This is a genomic window from Cupriavidus sp. SW-Y-13 (assembly GCF_009793345.1).
In the GTDB taxonomy this organism is placed as follows: domain Bacteria; phylum Pseudomonadota; class Gammaproteobacteria; order Burkholderiales; family Burkholderiaceae; genus Cupriavidus.
Window position 1 is genome coordinate 1049120 of sequence record NZ_WHLX01000001.1, and the last position, 16496, is coordinate 1065615.

General features: G+C 65.5%; 17 protein-coding genes. 7 read left to right on the plus strand and 10 right to left on the minus strand.

What is annotated here, in order from left to right:
* Positions 1-133: 133 nt before the first annotated feature.
* The 4 genes from mprA to GA566_RS04820 form a co-directional block, all read right to left on the minus strand.
* The gene (gene mprA / locus GA566_RS04805) at positions 134-1747 is read right to left on the minus strand and encodes an MprA protease, GlyGly-CTERM protein-sorting domain-containing form (protein WP_160471832.1); all 1614 of its coding nucleotides are present in this window, start codon (positions 1745-1747) and stop codon (positions 134-136) included.
* Between the two features lie 179 nt (positions 1748-1926).
* Positions 1927-2376, minus strand: a complete 450-nt coding sequence (locus GA566_RS04810; protein WP_160471834.1) for a hypothetical protein — start codon at positions 2374-2376, stop codon at positions 1927-1929.
* Between the two features lie 40 nt (positions 2377-2416).
* On the minus strand, positions 2417-4153 hold the full coding sequence (recN, locus tag GA566_RS04815) for a DNA repair protein RecN (protein WP_160471835.1): 1737 nt from the start codon (positions 4151-4153) through the stop codon (positions 2417-2419).
* A gap of 64 nt (positions 4154-4217) precedes the next feature.
* Positions 4218-5135 (minus strand): NAD kinase, encoded by a 918-nt coding sequence (locus tag GA566_RS04820; protein WP_137926784.1) that lies wholly within the window; start codon positions 5133-5135, stop codon positions 4218-4220.
* A gap of 100 nt (positions 5136-5235) precedes the next feature.
* Between GA566_RS04820 and hrcA the strand changes: the two genes are divergently transcribed.
* The 3 genes from hrcA to GA566_RS04835 are packed head-to-tail and all read left to right on the plus strand — an operon-like array spanning position 5236 to position 7869.
* Complete coding sequence (gene hrcA / locus GA566_RS04825; RefSeq protein WP_137926785.1) at positions 5236-6291, plus strand: heat-inducible transcriptional repressor HrcA; 1056 nt, start codon at positions 5236-5238, stop codon at positions 6289-6291.
* A gap of 51 nt (positions 6292-6342) precedes the next feature.
* Complete coding sequence (gene hemH, locus GA566_RS04830; RefSeq protein ID WP_160471837.1) at positions 6343-7458, plus strand: ferrochelatase; 1116 nt, start codon at positions 6343-6345, stop codon at positions 7456-7458.
* Positions 7459-7473: 15 nt separating this feature from the next.
* Positions 7474-7869 (plus strand): RNA-binding S4 domain-containing protein, encoded by a 396-nt coding sequence (locus tag GA566_RS04835; RefSeq protein WP_160471839.1) that lies wholly within the window; start codon positions 7474-7476, stop codon positions 7867-7869.
* Between the two features lie 34 nt (positions 7870-7903).
* Here the strand turns inward: GA566_RS04835 and GA566_RS32855 are convergent, their stop codons facing one another.
* On the minus strand, positions 7904-8095 hold the full coding sequence (locus tag GA566_RS32855) for a hypothetical protein (protein ID WP_137926788.1): 192 nt from the start codon (positions 8093-8095) through the stop codon (positions 7904-7906).
* Between the two features lie 262 nt (positions 8096-8357).
* Between GA566_RS32855 and grpE the strand changes: the two genes are divergently transcribed.
* The gene (gene grpE, locus GA566_RS04840; RefSeq protein WP_137926789.1) at positions 8358-8918 is read left to right on the plus strand and encodes a nucleotide exchange factor GrpE; all 561 of its coding nucleotides are present in this window, start codon (positions 8358-8360) and stop codon (positions 8916-8918) included.
* Between the two features lie 84 nt (positions 8919-9002).
* Entirely contained in the window at positions 9003-9407 is a 405-nt protein-coding gene (locus GA566_RS04845; RefSeq protein ID WP_137926790.1) for a co-chaperone YbbN, read from the plus strand.
* Positions 9408-9409: 2 nt separating this feature from the next.
* Here GA566_RS04845 and GA566_RS04850 read toward each other — a convergent pair whose 3' ends face one another.
* Positions 9410-10753 (minus strand): phospholipase A, encoded by a 1344-nt coding sequence (locus GA566_RS04850; protein ID WP_160473220.1) that lies wholly within the window; start codon positions 10751-10753, stop codon positions 9410-9412.
* Positions 10754-10930: 177 nt separating this feature from the next.
* On the minus strand, positions 10931-11362 hold the full coding sequence (locus GA566_RS04855) for a DUF1841 family protein (protein ID WP_160471840.1): 432 nt from the start codon (positions 11360-11362) through the stop codon (positions 10931-10933).
* 103 nt (positions 11363-11465) lie between these two features.
* Between GA566_RS04855 and GA566_RS04860 the strand changes: the two genes are divergently transcribed.
* A complete protein-coding gene (locus GA566_RS04860) occupies positions 11466-12398 on the plus strand; it encodes a DMT family transporter (RefSeq protein ID WP_137926792.1) in 933 nt (310 codons plus the stop codon).
* 97 nt (positions 12399-12495) lie between these two features.
* The gene (locus tag GA566_RS04865; RefSeq protein WP_160471842.1) at positions 12496-13083 is read left to right on the plus strand and encodes a malonic semialdehyde reductase; all 588 of its coding nucleotides are present in this window, start codon (positions 12496-12498) and stop codon (positions 13081-13083) included.
* A 73-nt stretch (positions 13084-13156) separates the two neighbouring features.
* On the opposite strand, the gene GA566_RS04870 is transcribed toward GA566_RS04865, so the two are convergent.
* Genes GA566_RS04870 through GA566_RS04880 form a run of 3 tightly spaced genes read right to left on the minus strand, consistent with a single transcriptional unit; the run spans position 13157 to position 16446 of the window.
* Positions 13157-13882, minus strand: a complete 726-nt coding sequence (locus tag GA566_RS04870) for a Coq4 family protein (RefSeq protein ID WP_137926794.1) — start codon at positions 13880-13882, stop codon at positions 13157-13159.
* Between the two features lie 33 nt (positions 13883-13915).
* On the minus strand, positions 13916-14884 hold the full coding sequence (locus GA566_RS04875; RefSeq protein WP_370459267.1) for an alpha/beta fold hydrolase: 969 nt from the start codon (positions 14882-14884) through the stop codon (positions 13916-13918).
* The gene (locus tag GA566_RS04880) at positions 14881-16446 is read right to left on the minus strand and encodes an NAD(P)/FAD-dependent oxidoreductase (protein ID WP_160471844.1); all 1566 of its coding nucleotides are present in this window, start codon (positions 16444-16446) and stop codon (positions 14881-14883) included. The genes GA566_RS04875 and GA566_RS04880 overlap by 4 nt, the downstream gene beginning before the upstream one ends.
* Between the last annotated feature and the right edge of the window lie 50 nt (positions 16447-16496).

Consider the following 16496-nt stretch of genomic DNA (forward strand, 5'->3'; position numbering starts at 1 on the left):
CTGACAGGCCCCTGAGCCAACAATTGTTTCCCCCTCTCCCACTGGTTTGCTCCCCTCTCCCACAAGTGGGAGAGGGGAGCAAGACCGGCGGCAGAGGGGAGCGACGCAGCGATCGGGATCGAAAGCTGATCGACTACCCCCGCCGCCGCGTCACGAAGCCCACGAACCCAATCCCCAGCAACACCATCGCACTCCACGGTGCGAATGCACCGCCACCACCTCCACCACCTCCACTGGTATCTCCGCTACCGGATGAGGTCGCCGTGCTTGCCGTAGCAGGCGGGTTCGGCGCCAGCGCCAGCGCAGCGTCGGCGTCGAGCAAGCCGGCGCCGCATTTCCCGGAGTTCCCTGAAGCCGTGCAATACGTATTGGCGGGATGCGCGCGTGCCGAGGATTTCAGCACGGCGGTGACCTGGGCCGGGGTCAGGGCGGGATTGACGGCCAGCATCATCGCGGCGACGCCCGAGACCATCGGTGCGGCGAAGCTGGTGCCCGCCGAGGTGTAGGAGATCGCGTACGCACCCGGTGATGCCGCGCCGGCATTGGTCAGCGTGGTGATGTAGAGCGGCGTGGTGGAGGCGCAGGTGGTGGTGCCACCCGACGTGATGACCTTGGAGTTGCCGCAGCCGCCCCCCGGTGCGCTCAGTGCGACCTGCGGGCCCACGTTCGCATAGCTGGCGTTCTCGCCGTCGCTGGCGTGCGCGGTGACGGTGATGACACCGCTGCAGTCGCCAGGCGCCTCGACCGCGCCAGCTGAATTGCCTGCCGCCGCCACTACGACCACGCCGGCCGCGTTGAGATCGTTGACGGCCTGCTGTTCGATCGACGAGCAACTGCCGCCGCCAAGGCTGATGTTGACGATCTTGGCCGGTGTCGCGTTGGCCGGGACGCCGGGCACGGTCAGGCCGCCCGCCCAGCGCATGCCGTCGACGGTATCCGAGAGCAGGGCGCCGCAGCGCCCCGACACACGTACCGGCTGGATCCGGGCCGTCCAGTCCACCCCGGCAATGCCCAGGGCGTTATTGGTGGCCGCGCCCAGGACGCCGGCCACGCGCGTGCCGTGCCACGTGCTGTTGGCCGCGCCGCTGCCGTCCGAGCACGTGGTGCCGGTGGGCACGTAATCGCCCGGATCGGTCGGGTCGCTGTCGCGGCCGTCGCCGTCCACCGACACGGTCGTGCTGCTGATGAAGTCGTAGCCCGCCACGGTCCGGCCGGCCAGGTCGGGGTGGGGCAGGATGCCGGTATCCACCACGGCGATCACGATATTGCTGCTGCCGCGAGAGCGGTCCCAGGCGCGCGGCAGGTTGGCGGCGCCGGTCAGCACCGAGGGCGGGCCGAGGTAGCGCTGGTTGGTGGCGAATTCCGTATCGTTGGGGACGGTGTCGTGCAACTGCAGCCAGCGGTCGGGCACGGCATCGGCCACGCGCGGATCGTTGCGCAGGCGCCTGGCCACTGCCTCGGGCCCGTCGCCTCGCGTGTCCTTGACGGTCAGCAGTTGCAGCGTCCCGGCCATCGGCCGCTTGACCGAGAGGGCCAGCCCCGTATTGGATTCCACGCGCTTCATGCGGGTGGTGTCGGCCTGGGTGCCCACGGTCTGGCTGCCATCGCGCCAGCGCACGATGTAGTTGCCGGTAAATCGGGAAGCCGGTGGCGTGGGGCGAACCGTGGCGCTGGAATCAGCCTGCGCGTGCACGGCGGAAGGGAGGCCCAGCATGGTGCCGAATGCCAGCAGCAGGACCGGCAGCATGGACCTCGGAAGGAAATTGGACGGCTCGTACGGCATCAAGGCTCCTGGGGAGATCGCATGAAACGAACTGCTAAGGAATACCGGTACTGCACCTGCTCATTCTTTCCAGTGGCGGCGGACAGCCATCGTTGGCTACCCGTCGCTATCGGCAATCTGGCACCCCAACCTTAGGATGCAGATTAATTGGCCGGTATGTCGGATGGCATGTCTCGTCCGGTCGGACGTGCCCGGTGTGGCTTCAGCATGCGGTCCGGCGTGGCCGATTCGATACGGGGTGCTGCCTTCAGCGTCGCCACGGCCTGATCCATCGTCACATCGCCGGAGGTCGTGATGGCAGTGATCAGCCACACGCCACCGGACATGGGTCGCTTCACGACGTAACGTGCGGGACCTTCGATAGCCGCCAGCAGCTTGCCGGCATCTTCGGACAACATCACGTCAGGTGGCGTGAACTTGACGAGGATGTCGCCCAGCGCGCGGTCGTTGGTGAGGGCACCGCGCGGCGGTGCGAACGACTTCGACTCCGATGCGCAGCCCGAGATGGCGGTCATGGCCAGCGCGGCGAAGGCGGCCGTGGCCACCGTGCGCGAGAACTGGCGGGGAAACGATGGCAGCTTGCCATGGGTCATCGGTTTGAAACTCCTGTGTGCGGATTGCATGCCGCCGGACTCAGCCGGCCGCCCGGCGCGGCTTCTTGCCGCCGCCTTCGCGGGGCGCGTTGGCGGCCAGGGCCGCAGCGCGTGCGCCCTGCGTCAACATTTCCTCTGCGTGCTGGATAGTGGTCGCGGTTACCGTCGCACCGCCCAGCATGCGCGCGGTTTCCTGGATGCGGCCATCGGCGTCCAGCGCGCGGATCTTCGAGCGCGTGACCGCGCCTTCCTTGTCCTCGCGGCTTTCCTTGCTGACCAGCAGGTGGGTGCCGGCTTGCGCGGCCACCTGCGGCAGATGGGTCACGCAGAGCACCTGTCGAGCGCGGCCCAGTTCCTGCAGGCGCCGGCCCACGACTTCGGCCACGGCGCCGCCGATGCCGGTATCCACCTCGTCGAAAATCAGCGTTGGAGTGGGGGCCGCTTCGCTGGTGATCACCGAGATGGCCAGGCTGATCCGTGCGAGCTCGCCGCCCGACGCCACGCGTGCCAGCGGACGTGCGCTGACACCGGCATGGCCGGCGACGAGGAACTCCACCTGTTCCAGGCCGTGGCTCTGGCCTTCTTCCAGCGGATGCAGCGCCACGGCGAACGTGCCGCCCGCCATCGACAGGCCCTGCATCGCCTCGGTCACGGCCCTGGACAGCGCGTCGGCGGCCACCTTGCGCGCGGCGGACAGATGCTTGGCCAGCGTCAGGTAGGCAGCGCGTGCGGCAGCTTCGCGAGCCAGCACCTTGTTGATGTCCTGCGCGGCCTGCAGGTCGTCGAGTTGCTGCTTGCGCGCCAGCAGTTCGTCGGCCAACTGCTCGGGCGGTAGCCGGTACTTGCGCGCGGTGGTGTGCAGCGCCTGCATCCGTGCTTCCACGGCCTGCAGGCGTTCGGGATCGAGTTCGAGCCGGTCGACATACCGATTCAGCGAGTGCGCGGCTTCCTCCACCTGCACCAGCGCAGGTTCGAGTGCGGCCAGAACATCGCGCAGCGCGACATCGACATCCGCCAGTTGTTGCAACCGCTGGACCACGCCATTGAGCACCGAGGCTACGGCACCATCGGATTCGGAGAGCGCATCGAGCGCGGCGCGGCTGCCGTCGATCAGGCCGGCAGCGTGCGAAAGGCGGTTGTACTCGGACTGGATCTCGTCCCACTCGCCCGGCTGCGGCGCCAGCTTGTCGAGTTCGCCGACCTGCCATTCGAGCCGTTCGCGTTCCAGTTGCATCTCGCGCGACTGGTGCTCCACGGCCTCTCGCTGTTTCACGCAGACGCGCCAGGCGCGCCAGGATTCGGCCACGGCAGCGGCCTGCTCGCTCAGGCCGGCGTGTGCATCGAAGAGATGACGCTGGGCGTCCGGGCGCAGCAACTGCTGGTGGGCGTGCTGGCCGTGAATGTCCACGAGTTGATCGCCTACCTCGCGTAACTGGGCCAGCGTAGCGGCGGCGCCATTGATGAACGCCTTGCTGCGTCCGCTGGCATCGACCGTCCGGCGCAGCAACACAGAATCATCGTCGCCAGCCAGTTCGCGCTCGGCCAGCCAGGCGTCCAGCGCGGGATGCGTGCGGAAGGTGGCGCCGATACCCGCGCGGGTCGCGCCTTCCCGGACGATGCCAGCGTCGGCACGCTCGCCCAGCACCAGCGCCAGCGCATCGATCAGGATCGACTTGCCCGCGCCGGTCTCGCCCGTGAACACGGTGAAGCCGGTCGAGAAGTCGAGGTCGAGGGTGTCGACGATGACAAAATCGCGGATGGACAGGCTGCGCAGCATCTTGGGCGTCTATGAACTGGGTAGAGGATTCGGCGAGTTGGACGGGAGAACCGGAGGCATCGGCTCAGAGCCGGTTGTCCTCGGTCGGGTATTCGTGCCAGTGCAGCTTCTTGCGCAGCGTGGCGTAGTAGTTGTACCCCACCGGGTGCAGCAGGCTCACGGTCTTGGCCGAGCGACGCACGACGATGCGGTCCCCAGGCAGCAGCGACGCCAGAGACTGCATGTCGAAGTTGACACTGACATCGCGCGCGCTGGCCACCTCGATGGTGACCTCGGCATCGTGCGGCAATACGATGGGGCGGTTGGACAGTGCGTGCGCGGCAATCGGCACCAGCACCATGCCGGACAGCGTGGGATGCAGGATCGGGCCGCCAGCGGCCAGCGCGTAGGCGGTGGAGCCGGTGGGCGTGGATACGATCAAGCCGTCCGAACGCTGGTTGTACATGAAGTTGCCATCGACCGAGACCGCCAGTTCCACCATCCCGGAGATACCCGAACGGTTCACCACCACGTCGTTGAACGCCAACGCGGAGAAAATCACCGTATCGTCGCGGATCACGCGCGATTCGAGCAGCATCCGCGACTCGGCCTCGTAGCGGCCGGACAGCATTTCAGGCAGGGCGGTGGTGACGTCCTCCAGAGGGATGTCGGTCATGAAGCCCAGCCGGCCGTGGTTCACGCCGATGACGGGCACATCGTGGCCGGCCAGCTGGCGCGCAAGGCCGAGCAACGTGCCGTCGCCACCAAGCACCACGGCGACGTCGGCCTCGCGGCCAATTTCCTCGGGCGTGAGCACGGGGTAGCCGGTCAGGCCGGTGGCCAGCGCGGTCTCGCGCTCGAACACCACATCCTGGCCATTGCGCAAAATACAGGACGCCAATTCCTCCAGGGGGCCTTCGATACCGGCGGTCGAATGCCGGCCCACCAGGGCGACGGTCTTGAACGGCGCGCGCGGGGCGCTGGTCTTTGAGGGGGCAGACATGGCGGGATTAGACCATACCGGCATGACCATTGTCAGCCTCGGGGCGTGGGCGCTCGCGACGCCGCCCGAACGGCGCAGTTTTGATTAGAATCGGGGCATCATGGACGAACGTTCTAAAACGCTTCTCAAGACCCTGATCGAGCGCTACATCGCCGAAGGGCAGCCGGTCGGTTCCCGCACCCTTTCGCGATACTCGGGGCTGGACCTGTCGCCGGCCACCATCCGCAATGTGATGTCGGACCTCGAGGAAATGGGTTTCATCGCCAGCCCGCACACGTCTGCGGGCCGCATTCCCACGCCGCGCGGCTATCGTCTGTTCGTCGATGCGATGCTGACCGCGCGCCCGCTGGACGGCGAAGTGGTGCTGCCCGCCGAACTGGCCGGCCTCAAGGACCAGATCCAGGGCCAGATGGCCAACCAGCAGCTTGGACCCCAGCGCATGATCACGGCGGCTGCGCACACCTTGTCGAACCTGTCGCAGTTCGCCGGCGTGGTGATGACGCCCCGGCGCGCACAATCGTTCCGGCAGGTCGAATTCATGCGGTTGTCGGATAAGCGCATCCTGCTGATCATCGTCAGCCCGGAAGGTGACGTCCAGAACCGGATCATCCAGACCGAGCTGTCCTATACCCCGGCCCAACTGATCGAGGCCGCCAATTTCTTCAACGCGCACTATGCGGGCATGAGCTTCGACTCGGTGCGCGATCACCTGCGCGTGGAGTTGCAGGCGTTGCGCCGTGACATGTCATCGCTGATGCAGGCCGCCGTGGAGGCGGGTAGCAGCGCGATGGCGGAGGATAACAACGAGCAGGTGTTCATCTCCGGCGAGCGCAAGCTGCTGGAGGTGGAGGACCTGTCGTCGAGCATGGACAAGCTGCGCCGGCTGTTCGATGTCTTCGAGCACAAGACCAGCCTGCTGCAATTGCTGGACGTCTCCAGCCACGCGCAGGGCGTGCAGATCTTCATCGGCGGAGAAAGCCAGTTGGTGCCGATCGAGGACATGGCCGTGATCACTGCGCCGTACGAGGTGGACGGCCAGATCGTCGGCACGCTCGGCGTGATCGGCCCCACCCGCATGGCGTACGAACGTGTGATCCCCATCGTCGATATTACGGCGCGGCTACTCTCCAGCGCGCTTAGCCAGAATCAGACTTGAGCCTTTCGCACGGCATCGCCCGGCGCTCCCGGAGTCGTAATCGGACACCCCATGACGTTTTCGCCTGAACCGGCATACCAGCACGGCCAGTCGCCGCGCACCGCAATCCTGCTGATCAACCTCGGCACCCCCGATGCGCCCACGCCCAAGGCGGTGGGGCGCTACCTGAAAGCCTTCCTGTCCGATCCCCGCGTGGTGGAAATCCCGCGGTTGGCGTGGCTGCCCATCCTGCACGGGGTGATCCTGCCGTTCCGTTCGCGCGCCTCGGCCATGAAATATGAGTCGATCTGGCTGCGCGAAGCCCATATGACCGGCTCCCCGTTGCTGGTCCACACCGAACGGCAGGCCCATGCGCTGCAACTGCTGATGCAGAAGCTGGGCCATGAGGTGACCGTGGCCTGCGCCATGCGCTACGGCAATCCGTCGATCGAATCGGTGATGGAGGCGCTGCGCCGGCAGGGCACGGAGCAGATCCTGCTGCTGCCGCTATATCCCCAGTACTCGGGCACCACCACGGCCACGGCGTTCGACGAAGTGTTCCGTGTCCTGGCGGGATGGCGCAATCAGCCCGAAATCCGGCTTGTGAAGCACTTTCACGATCATCCAGCCTATATTCGCGCGCTCAACGAGCAGGTGCGTGCCTACTGGCGCCAACACGACGTGCCCGATTTCGCGCAGGGTGACCGGTTGATCCTGTCCTTCCATGGTCTGCCTCGCCGGCTGCTGGATCTGGGCGATCCCTACCACTGCGAGTGCCTGAAGACCGGCCGGCTGCTGGGCGAGGCGCTGGGTTTGCAGCCGGGGCAGTATCAGGTGACCTTCCAGTCGCGTTTCGGCAAGGCCGAATGGCTGCAGCCCTATACGGCGCCGACGCTCGCCGAGCTTGGCAAGGTCGGCACGCAGCGGGTGGATGTGTTCTGCCCCGGTTTTCCGGCAGACTGCATCGAGACGCTGGAGGAAATCGCCATGGAAGGGCAGACCGAATTCCGCGTGGCGGGCGGCAACGACTTCCATTTCATTCCATGCATGAATGATTCCGAGGTGTGGATTGCCGGGCTGTCGGATATTGCTTTGCAGCATCTGCAGGGCTGGCCGCTGGCGTCGTTGCATGCGCATGAACTCGATGCGCGCCGCAGCCGGGCGCACGCGCGTGGCGCGGCGGGCTGAAGCAGGAGATAGAGAATGCAGGTGGATTTCGAGAGCGGTGCGCGGATGCGCATCGACAAATGGCTGTGGTGCGCGCGATTCTTCAAGACGCGTTCGCTGGCGGCCGAGGCAGTGGAGCGCGGCAAGGTCACGGTCAACGGCCAGCCGGTCAAGAATTCGCGCGAGGTCAAGCCCGGCGATACCGTCGTGCTGGAAGCGCACCAGCAGCGTTGGGAAGTATTGGTGAAGGGCATTCCGGCCTCGCGGGGCGCGGCGCCGATCGCCCAGACGACTTACGAGGAAACACCGGAAAGCCAGGCCCGACGCCAGAAAGACGCTGAAACGCGCCGGTTGCAGCCAGAGCCGGCCGCCCAGCTACAGGGCCGCCCAACCAAGCGCGACCGCCGTCGGATTGACGATTTTCGTCATTGAGCCAGCCCAGGTCGCCACGGTATTCCGGGAAAAATCAGCGTACGTAGTGGACGAGGTAGTGTTTGAACACGGCCTTGCCGCTGCCATACTCGGTGTCGCGAGGACCCACCGCTTCCGACAGGCAGATGAAGACTGTCATCGCCGATAGCGCGGCGATCAGGCATACGGTCACGACTGGCAGCTTGTGCATGGTGAAGCGTCCCAAGGATGCATCGAATGGATCCACCTCCGGCTCCCGTTATTTTTGTCATTTTTACTGCATGAATCTTAGTCATTGCGATGCAGCAAGGCAATGAACACTCGATCTCATGAAACCGCTCTTTGTAACGGCGTATTTCGGCGTCTCTGAATGTCCACTCTTGAAAAACTGGAGTGGTGCCGCCAAGTGCGGCTAGACTTGCCTGTTGATCCCGAACCGGGCATCCGAACCCCCCTCGGCCTGTCGTTACCGCAGATGGGCCGCGTTTTTAGCTTTGATACGAATCGACATGGAAGAACAGAATCTGACGCCGAATCCGAACATGCAGCCGCCGGCCGACGAGGCCGCCCGCACGCAGGCGCCCGAAGCTGCCGCAGCCGGTGCCGATGATGTGGCACGCCTGGCCCAGCAGGTGGCCGATCTGGAAGCCAAGGCCAAGGAACACTACGACATGTTCCTGCGCGCCACGGCGGAAGGCGAGAACATCCGCCGCCGCTCCCAGGACGAAGTCTCGAAGGCACACAAGTACGCCATCGAGAGCTTTGCCGACAACCTCGTGCCCGTGATGGACAGCCTGCAGGCCGCGCTGGCCGACAACAGCGGCGATGTGGCCAAGCTGCGCGAAGGCGTGGAACTGACCGCCCGCCAACTGGCAGCGGCCTTCGAGCGCGGCAAGATCGTCGAGTTGAACCCGGTCGGTGAGCGCTTTGATCCGCATCGCCACCAGGCCATTTCGATGGTCCCGTCCGAGCAGGAACCGAACACCGTGGTCAGCGTGCTGCAACGTGGCTATACGATCTCGGATCGCGTGCTGCGCCCGGCGCTGGTGACCGTTTCGGCTCCGCGCTGAGTCCGAGTTTCCGCAGGATCATGTAGCAAACACACGCCCGGTGGCCGCAAGGTTGCCGGGCGTTGTCGTGTCTGGAGAATGTAGATGTCTGACGCACCGGCCCCCCATCTGGATCACCGCGCCTTCGAGGCGCTGGCCATGCAGGAAGTGGACCCGTCCACCATCGATGCGGAAATCGCCGCCAGCGGAGACGATCTCGTCTGCGTGTTCTTCTGGGGTGTGGATTGCTTTAACTGCGAAATGGCAAAGAAGGCGATCCTCGCCAATCCCGAGCCGATCCGCGCGCTGAACCTGCGCTGGCTGCACACCAACGTCTACGCGCACCCCGAACTGGGCCGCCGCTTCGGCCTGCACGGCATTCCAGTGTTCATGTTCTTCCACAAGGGCAAGAAACTGGGCCGCGCCACGGGCTGGCACGGTCATGGCCAGTTCGCGGCGGCGGTGGGCAATGCGCGGCTGAAGGCAGAAGGGAAACCGCTCGCCGGATAACCTCAGCGGGACAATGCGTAGCCCAGGCGGAATTGCCAAGGGGTTTTCTGGTTGTAGTACAGCAGGCTCTCGCCATATCCATAGAAATAGCCTGCCATCAGGTAGCCGGCTGTACCCGGCAGCAGCCGCGACAGCGGATAGGTGAGCTGGGCGTCGACACTGCCGTAGCCCTTGCGCGTGCCCTTGCGCAGCGTGGTGGAGAGTTCCCACGAGTCTGGGCGGCCATAGGCGATGTTCAGGTCCATGTAGCCACGATAGTGGGCGATGTCCTCGTTGTCGCTCTTGCCCACATACCCGTACACCTTGGGCGTCACGCGCCAGTGCCAGTCGGTCTGGTCGCCGAAGTACATCGTCGGCTTGATGAACAGGGTGTTGACCGCGCGCGAGTCGTCGCCGTCGCGGCCATTGGATTCGTGCTCGAAGCCGGTGGCGATCGACAGGCGGCTGATCACGCTGTTCTTCACGCCGGTATCGGACAGGTAGTAATACAGGCTGGGCCGGTAGTTGGTGTCCTTGAACGGCTTGGATGCGGCGGCCAGGTCCCAAAGCGAGAACTGCGTGTATGCGAAATACAGGTTGTCTAGTACCGACTTCGAATTCGGGTTCTCGCCTTCGAAAATCCGGTAGCGGAAGCTGATCTGGAACTTGGCGTTGGCACCGTCGTGCGCGCCGATCATCAGGTACATCGGCTCGTTGAACGCCAGACGCTGGGAGTCGCGAAGATCGGCCGGTACCGGACCGGTGGTAGCACCGTCGGCGGTGGATACCACAGGCGTGACGGGCGCTGTCGTTGGCGTGCCCTGGGCATTGGCCAGGTCCCGTTCCGCAGTGGTCGGCTCGGTATCGGGCGTGGCGGCCGGCTTGGCGACGACCAGAGGCGCGGTGGGAGTGGCCTCGCCCGGCAACGGCGCGCGGTTCAGCGTGATGGTGACGGGCGCGGCGTCGATGCCCGCCACGTCCAGCCTCACCATGCCGCGCATGCCTGCGGGCCAGTCGGTCGCGTAGCTGACTGTGCGGTTTTCACCGCGCCGCAGGTTCAGAATCTCCGGCCCCTTGCCCACACGCTTCAACTCCATCCGCACCGGGGCGGCCAGGTCGCCCACGGCAGTCACCTGTAGCGTATCGGGGACGGCATAGCGGCGCGTGTCGTCGTCGGCAGTGATGAGCAGCGTCAGTGTCAGGGGCTTCGTGCCATCGATGGCACGCGGCGGTTGCAGCAGTGCCACGGCGCTGTGGGCCGCCAGCGGCGACCAGAGCAGCAGGGCGCCGGCAATGGCCGATGCATAGCGCAGGGAGGGGAAAGCCGCGCGGCGCGAGCCGGCGCGGACAGCAGCGGAGCAGAGCATGGGCAGGGAGCGCCGCGCCGGCCACGCAAGGAATGCGCGCTTGCCGGTGATGCGGCGCAACAGGAACAAGATGCCGGCAAGCCTAGCACGTGCTGCCGAGCGCTCTTGTCAGGCGTTGTCTGGTATTGATGCCGCGCAGTGTCGATTACTGCACGGCGCCGTGTGTCAGACGCAGAATCAGCCCCGGGCGCGTCGCAGGATGTCGTCGACGTATGCCTGGCCGTCCGGAGGCATCCCATTGCGCTGGGCATTCCAGAGCATCTGGCCGAGGGCTTCCATGATCTGGTGCTGCGCCTCGTGCGGCGAGTCGAGCCTACGGCTCAACGCCTCGTAGGCGCCACGGATGCCCGGCGGCTGGTCGATCGACACCTGTTCGGAGATCGACAGGTGCATCGCCAGGTGCAGGAACGGATTGGTCTGGCCGCCTTCGGGCGTGTAATCGCGCGTCAGCGCGCCTTCGGTATCGGTCAGCAGCGCGTGGTAGTCGGGGTGCTGGTCGATCCAGTCGACGGCGATGGCCTCCAGGGGGGTGAGGACACTGCCCGCTACGCGCTTCTGCCAGGCATCGCAGAAGAAACGGCGGACTTCTTCTCTTGAGGGATTGAACATGATGGCCGCTATTGTAAGTCAGCGCCGGAATGTGCGTAGGGCATGCGCCGCGCGCCCCGCAGGGTCAGTAGAATGCAGCGTTCCGCGCTCTTTTTCCTCCACGATGACCGTTTCCGCCACCGGCCCTCTGGGCCAGGCCCGCGACAAGTTCGCCGGCGTGCTGCTGATTGCCCTGTCCGCCACCGCATTCGGTGCGATGGCGATCTTCGCGCGCTTTGCCTATGCAGCCGGTGCCGATGTCTATGGCCTGCTGGCGGTGCGATTCGTGGTGGCGGCGCTGGCGATGGCCGTGGTGATGCGCACGCGCGGCATTGCGCTGCCGCCGTGGCGCCGCGTGCTGGCGCTGGCGGCGATGGGCGGCATAGGCTATGTCGGCCAGTCCTATTGCTTCTTCACCGCGCTCAATCACGCGCAGGCCAGTCTCGTGGCGCTGCTGCTCTATCTCTATCCGCTGTTCGTCACGTTGCTGGCGGCGGTCTTCCTGAAAGAAAAGCTGACCACCACCTCGGTGATCGCGCTAGTGCTGTGCTCGGTGGGTGCCGGGCTGACGGTGGGCGGCGGGGAGGGCGCGCCATTGGGTATCGCGCTGGGCGTGGCGGCGGCGGTAATTTACTCGATCTACATCGTGGTGGGCGCTCGCGTGACGGCCGGCGTCAATGCCATCGCCACGACCACGGTGATCTGTTCGGCGGCAGCGCTGGTCTATGTGACGATCGGCGTGATCCGCACGAGTGTAGGTGTGCCGCCGCAGTTTCCGTCCAGCGCAGGTGGATGGCTCGCCCTGCTGGCCATTGCGTTAGTTTCCACTGTGCTGGCCATCATGACGTTCTTCGCTGGACTGCAGAAACTGGGCGCGGCAAAGGCGTCGATGCTCTCCACGCTGGAGCCGGTAGTCACCGTGGTGCTTGCCGCAGCGCTGCTAGGCGAGCATATCGGCGTGACCCAGGCCGTGGGTGGGGCGCTGATCCTGCTGGGCGTGCTGTGGCTGACGCGTCGCGCCAGCGGCACGCCACAGGTGGACAGCGACGAGGGTTGAATGGAATTGAACGACTTCGACGAAGGCCTGCACGCACACCTGTAACGCCTTGAGTACAATCGCGCTTTCTTTCATCATAAAAACCGGAAAGCGCGCAATGAAACCCGTCGATCAGGCTGTGATTGCACAATTGTTCACTGAAGCACGCACCCACAACGTGTGGCAGGACAAGCACGTCGACGACGCCGTGCTCAAGCAGATCTACGAAGCCATGAAGTTCGGCCCCACCGCCGCCAATGGCTCGCCGGCCCGTATCGTGTTCGTGAAGTCGGCGGAGCAAAAGGCTCGCCTGGTGGAGTGCGTCTCGGCTGGCAACGTCGACAAGACGCGTTCGGCGCCCGTGACCGCGATCATCGCGTTCGACAACGCTTTCCACGATCAACTGCCGAAGCTGTTCCCGCATGCCGATGCCCGTGCCTGGTACGCCGGCAACGACGCCAAGATTGCGCGCGACGCGCTGATGAACAGCTCGCTGCAAGGCGGCTACTTCATCCTGGCCGCGCGTGCGCTGGGCCTGGATTGCGGCCCGATGGCCGGTTTCGATGCCGACAAGCTCAACGCTGCATTCTTCCCGGACGGCAAATGGTCGGTCAACTTCCTGATCAACCTGGGCTATGGCGAAGCCGACAAGCTGCATCCGCGCCTGCCGCGCCTGTCGTTCGACGAAGCCTGCAAGATCGTCTGAGCATTCGGCACCTGCCAGAAAGACAAAAACGGCCCTCGGGCCGTTTTTTCGTTGGTGACAGGCAACATGGCGATCAGGCTGACCATTCCTCCACGGGATGACAGGCCAGGTACTTCACCGGCTGGGCGATCCCCAGCCGTGCCCGGGCTGCGTCGATCGGCTCGTTCAGCAGCTTCTCGTAGTCCTCCCCCAGCAGCCAGCCTGCATTCCGGCCCAGCCGGTAGCCTTCCAGCACTGCGCGCGCAAACGCCAGGCTGCGCGTCAGGCGCCAGCTTTTCAGCGAGGCGGCCAGCGCGATAAAGGCCCAGCCCTGTCCGCCCGTCTGCGCGTAGCTGAACGCGACCAGCGCCGCTTCGCCCAGGCTTTCATCGGCGCGGTAACCCGTCAGCACATGCCAGATATCGTGGATGTCGCGGGTGCGGCGCCCGAACCACATATAGGCATCCTCGACGATCGGTTCCTGATTCAGGTTCGAGACCTTCGCCAGTCCATCGGCGCTATAGCCAGTCTTCTCCAGAAAGGCGCGATACGCGGCGCCGACGGTGCCCGGTGCAAAGGCGGCGATATAGGCTGGGTCCGAGAGCTTCTCCGCCAGTTCGATCCGCTGGTACGCCATGCGGCGGCCGTCGGGCGTGCTCAGCAGGCGGCCATAGTTGCGCGGCATCGAGGGCCCGTTCAGCGCGCGCATGATGCGGAATACCTGCTCGGTGTCGTTGCCGTCGGCCATCAGCTTGCGGATGGCCTGGAACGCGGTAGGCAGGTCGCGCCTGTAGGGATTGAAACCGGTGGAGGCAGCCATGGGCAGGTCCTTTCGGTGGATGTTCAATGCGAATCAGACAGTGGCCGGTTCACGCAGGCTGGCCGCTGCGGTGCGCACGAAATCGACGCTGGTATCGACAGCGGTCACCGGCAGCATATGCCCACCCGAGACCAATGTCAGCCGGGTTGCCGGGTTTTTGGCAACGAAGGCTTCGCCGTTCTCCCGGTAGTCGAGGATGCGGTCCTCTCGGCCAAACAGGATGCTGATCGGCACGCGCAGATCGCCATAGCGCGCCAGCAGCGGCGGCAGGCTGGGCGCTACGCCGAGCAAATCTTCCGAGGCGCCCAGGAAATGACTGGGCCGCAGCGCCAGCAAACCGCCGCCACGGGTCGGGAAATCCGCAGGCACCGGGTCTGGACCGAAGACGATATCCATGACCTGTTCGCGATTGCGGATCGACATCGGAATCAGCAGCGTCCAGGCGATCAGCTTGCGCGCGAAGGCGCTTTCCATCGCCATGGCCTTGAAGACCGGCGAGATCGTCTTCGGCGGATGGGTCAGCGGCGCGATCAACGCCAGTCCGCCCACGCGCTCGGGGTGATAGGTGGCAAGTGCCAGTGAGATCGCACCGCCGAGCGAGTGACCGACGACCAGCGGACGCTCCAGCCCCAGCTTGTCGATCAGCGCGGCCAACGTATCGGCCTGCGCCTTGAGGTCGGCGGGCGCGCCGGCCGGGCGCGTGGACCAGCCCGCGCCCGGACGATCCACCGCAATCACGCGATGGTCCCGCGACAGCGGGGCGATCATGCCGTAGCCGAAATTCTCCAGTTGGCCCGACAACCCGTGTACCAGCAGGATCGGCGGGCCCTCGCCGCGCTCGACCACATGCAGCCGCGCGCCGGGCACATCGATAAAGCGGCCCGTGGGCGGGAACGCCGCCTCGATCTTGCGCGCGGTGCGCCAAGTGAACAGGAACAGCAGCGCTAGCAGGGCGGCGAGCAACACCGCCCCCACAATCACGATGACAAGCAGGATCTTCAAGATTGCGCCTCGGGGAGTGGATCGTGGTGAGGTAGCGGGGCGGCCTGCGCGGTATCGAAGCGCAGCACGCCATCGTCGATGCGGCCATGGCGGATCGTCAGCATATCCATCAGGTAGTTCTGATACACGCGCCACGGCTTGCGGTCGCCCTGCCGGGGCAGCACGGCGGCGGCACGCTGCACGTAGCCCGATGTGAAATCGAGGAACGGCGTCCGTTGCACATCGGGATCGACCTGCGGCATGGCGATGCGATGGCCGCGCCGGTCCATGAATTTCAGCAGCCGGCAGACGTACTCGGCAGTGAGGTCCGCCTTGAGCGTCCACGAAGCGTTGGTGTAGCCAAACGCCAGCACCATATTGGGCACGTTGCCGAGCATCATGCCCTTGTACGCCAGGCACTCCGATGGGCGGCGCGGCTGGCCGTCCACGGTCAGCGCAATGTCGCCGAGCATATTCAGCTTCAGGCCGGTGGCTACCACGACCACATCGGCCGGCAGTGTCTGGCCCGATTTCAGCACGATGCCGTCCGCATCGAATCGCTCGATATGGTCCGTGACGATCGACGCCCGCCCGTTGCGGATGGCCCGGAACAGGTCACCGTCGGGCACCAGACACACGCGCTGGTCCCAAGGGTTGTAGCGCGGCGTCAGGTGCGTATCGACATCGAAGCCGGGTGCGAGCTGGGCGGCGGCCATGCCGACCAGCCGCTCCTTGACCTTCGCAGGCCGCCTGCGAGCAAGCTGGAAGAAGAACATGCCGAGCAGCACGTTCTTCCAGCGCGTCAGGCCGTAAGCCACGCGCGCCGGCAGCAGCTTGCGCAGCCGGTTGGCGATGGCATCTTCGCCAGGGCGCGTCACGATGTAGGTGGGCGAGCGCTGCAGCATTGTTACCTGTGCCGCCGTCTCGGCCATGGCCGGCACCAGCGTGACCGCCGTGGCGCCACTGCCGATCACCACCACGCGCTTGCCGGCGTAATCGATCGACGGGTCCCAGAACTGCGGATGGACCAGCTTGCCACGGAAGTTTTCTTCGCCGGGGAAGTCGGGCCGGTGGCCTTCGGCGTAGCTGTAGTAGCCGGCGCAGACGTAGAGCAGCCGTGCCTTGAGCCGCTGGCGCGAACCGTCGGCGGTACGTTCGGCCTCCACGGTCCAGCATGCCTCGGCACTGTGCCAGGCGGCGCTCACGACGTTGTGGCCGAAACGGATCTTTCCGGTGATGTCGGCTTCGTCGGCGGTTTCGCGGATATAGGAGAGGATTGACGGGCCATCGGCAATCGCCTTGGCGCCACGCCACGGCTTGAAGCGGTAGCCGAGCGTGTACATGTCGGAATCGGAACGGATGCCCGGATAGCGGAACAGGTCCCATGTGCCGCCGATGGCGTCGCGGGCTTCGAGGATGGCGTAGCGTTTGCCGGGGCAGCGCTGCTGGAGCTGCCGTGCGGCGCCGATGCCGGACAGCCCGGCGCCGACAATCAGAACGTCGAGGATCTCGGCAATGTCGCCGGAAGTGTGAGAAGCGTCAGGAACTGCATCGTCTGCTGCATGGGCGGAGGGGGCGGTCATGACAGGTCCCGGACGGGTGCGATGACCGCATAGCGTAGCAGCGTTGCCAG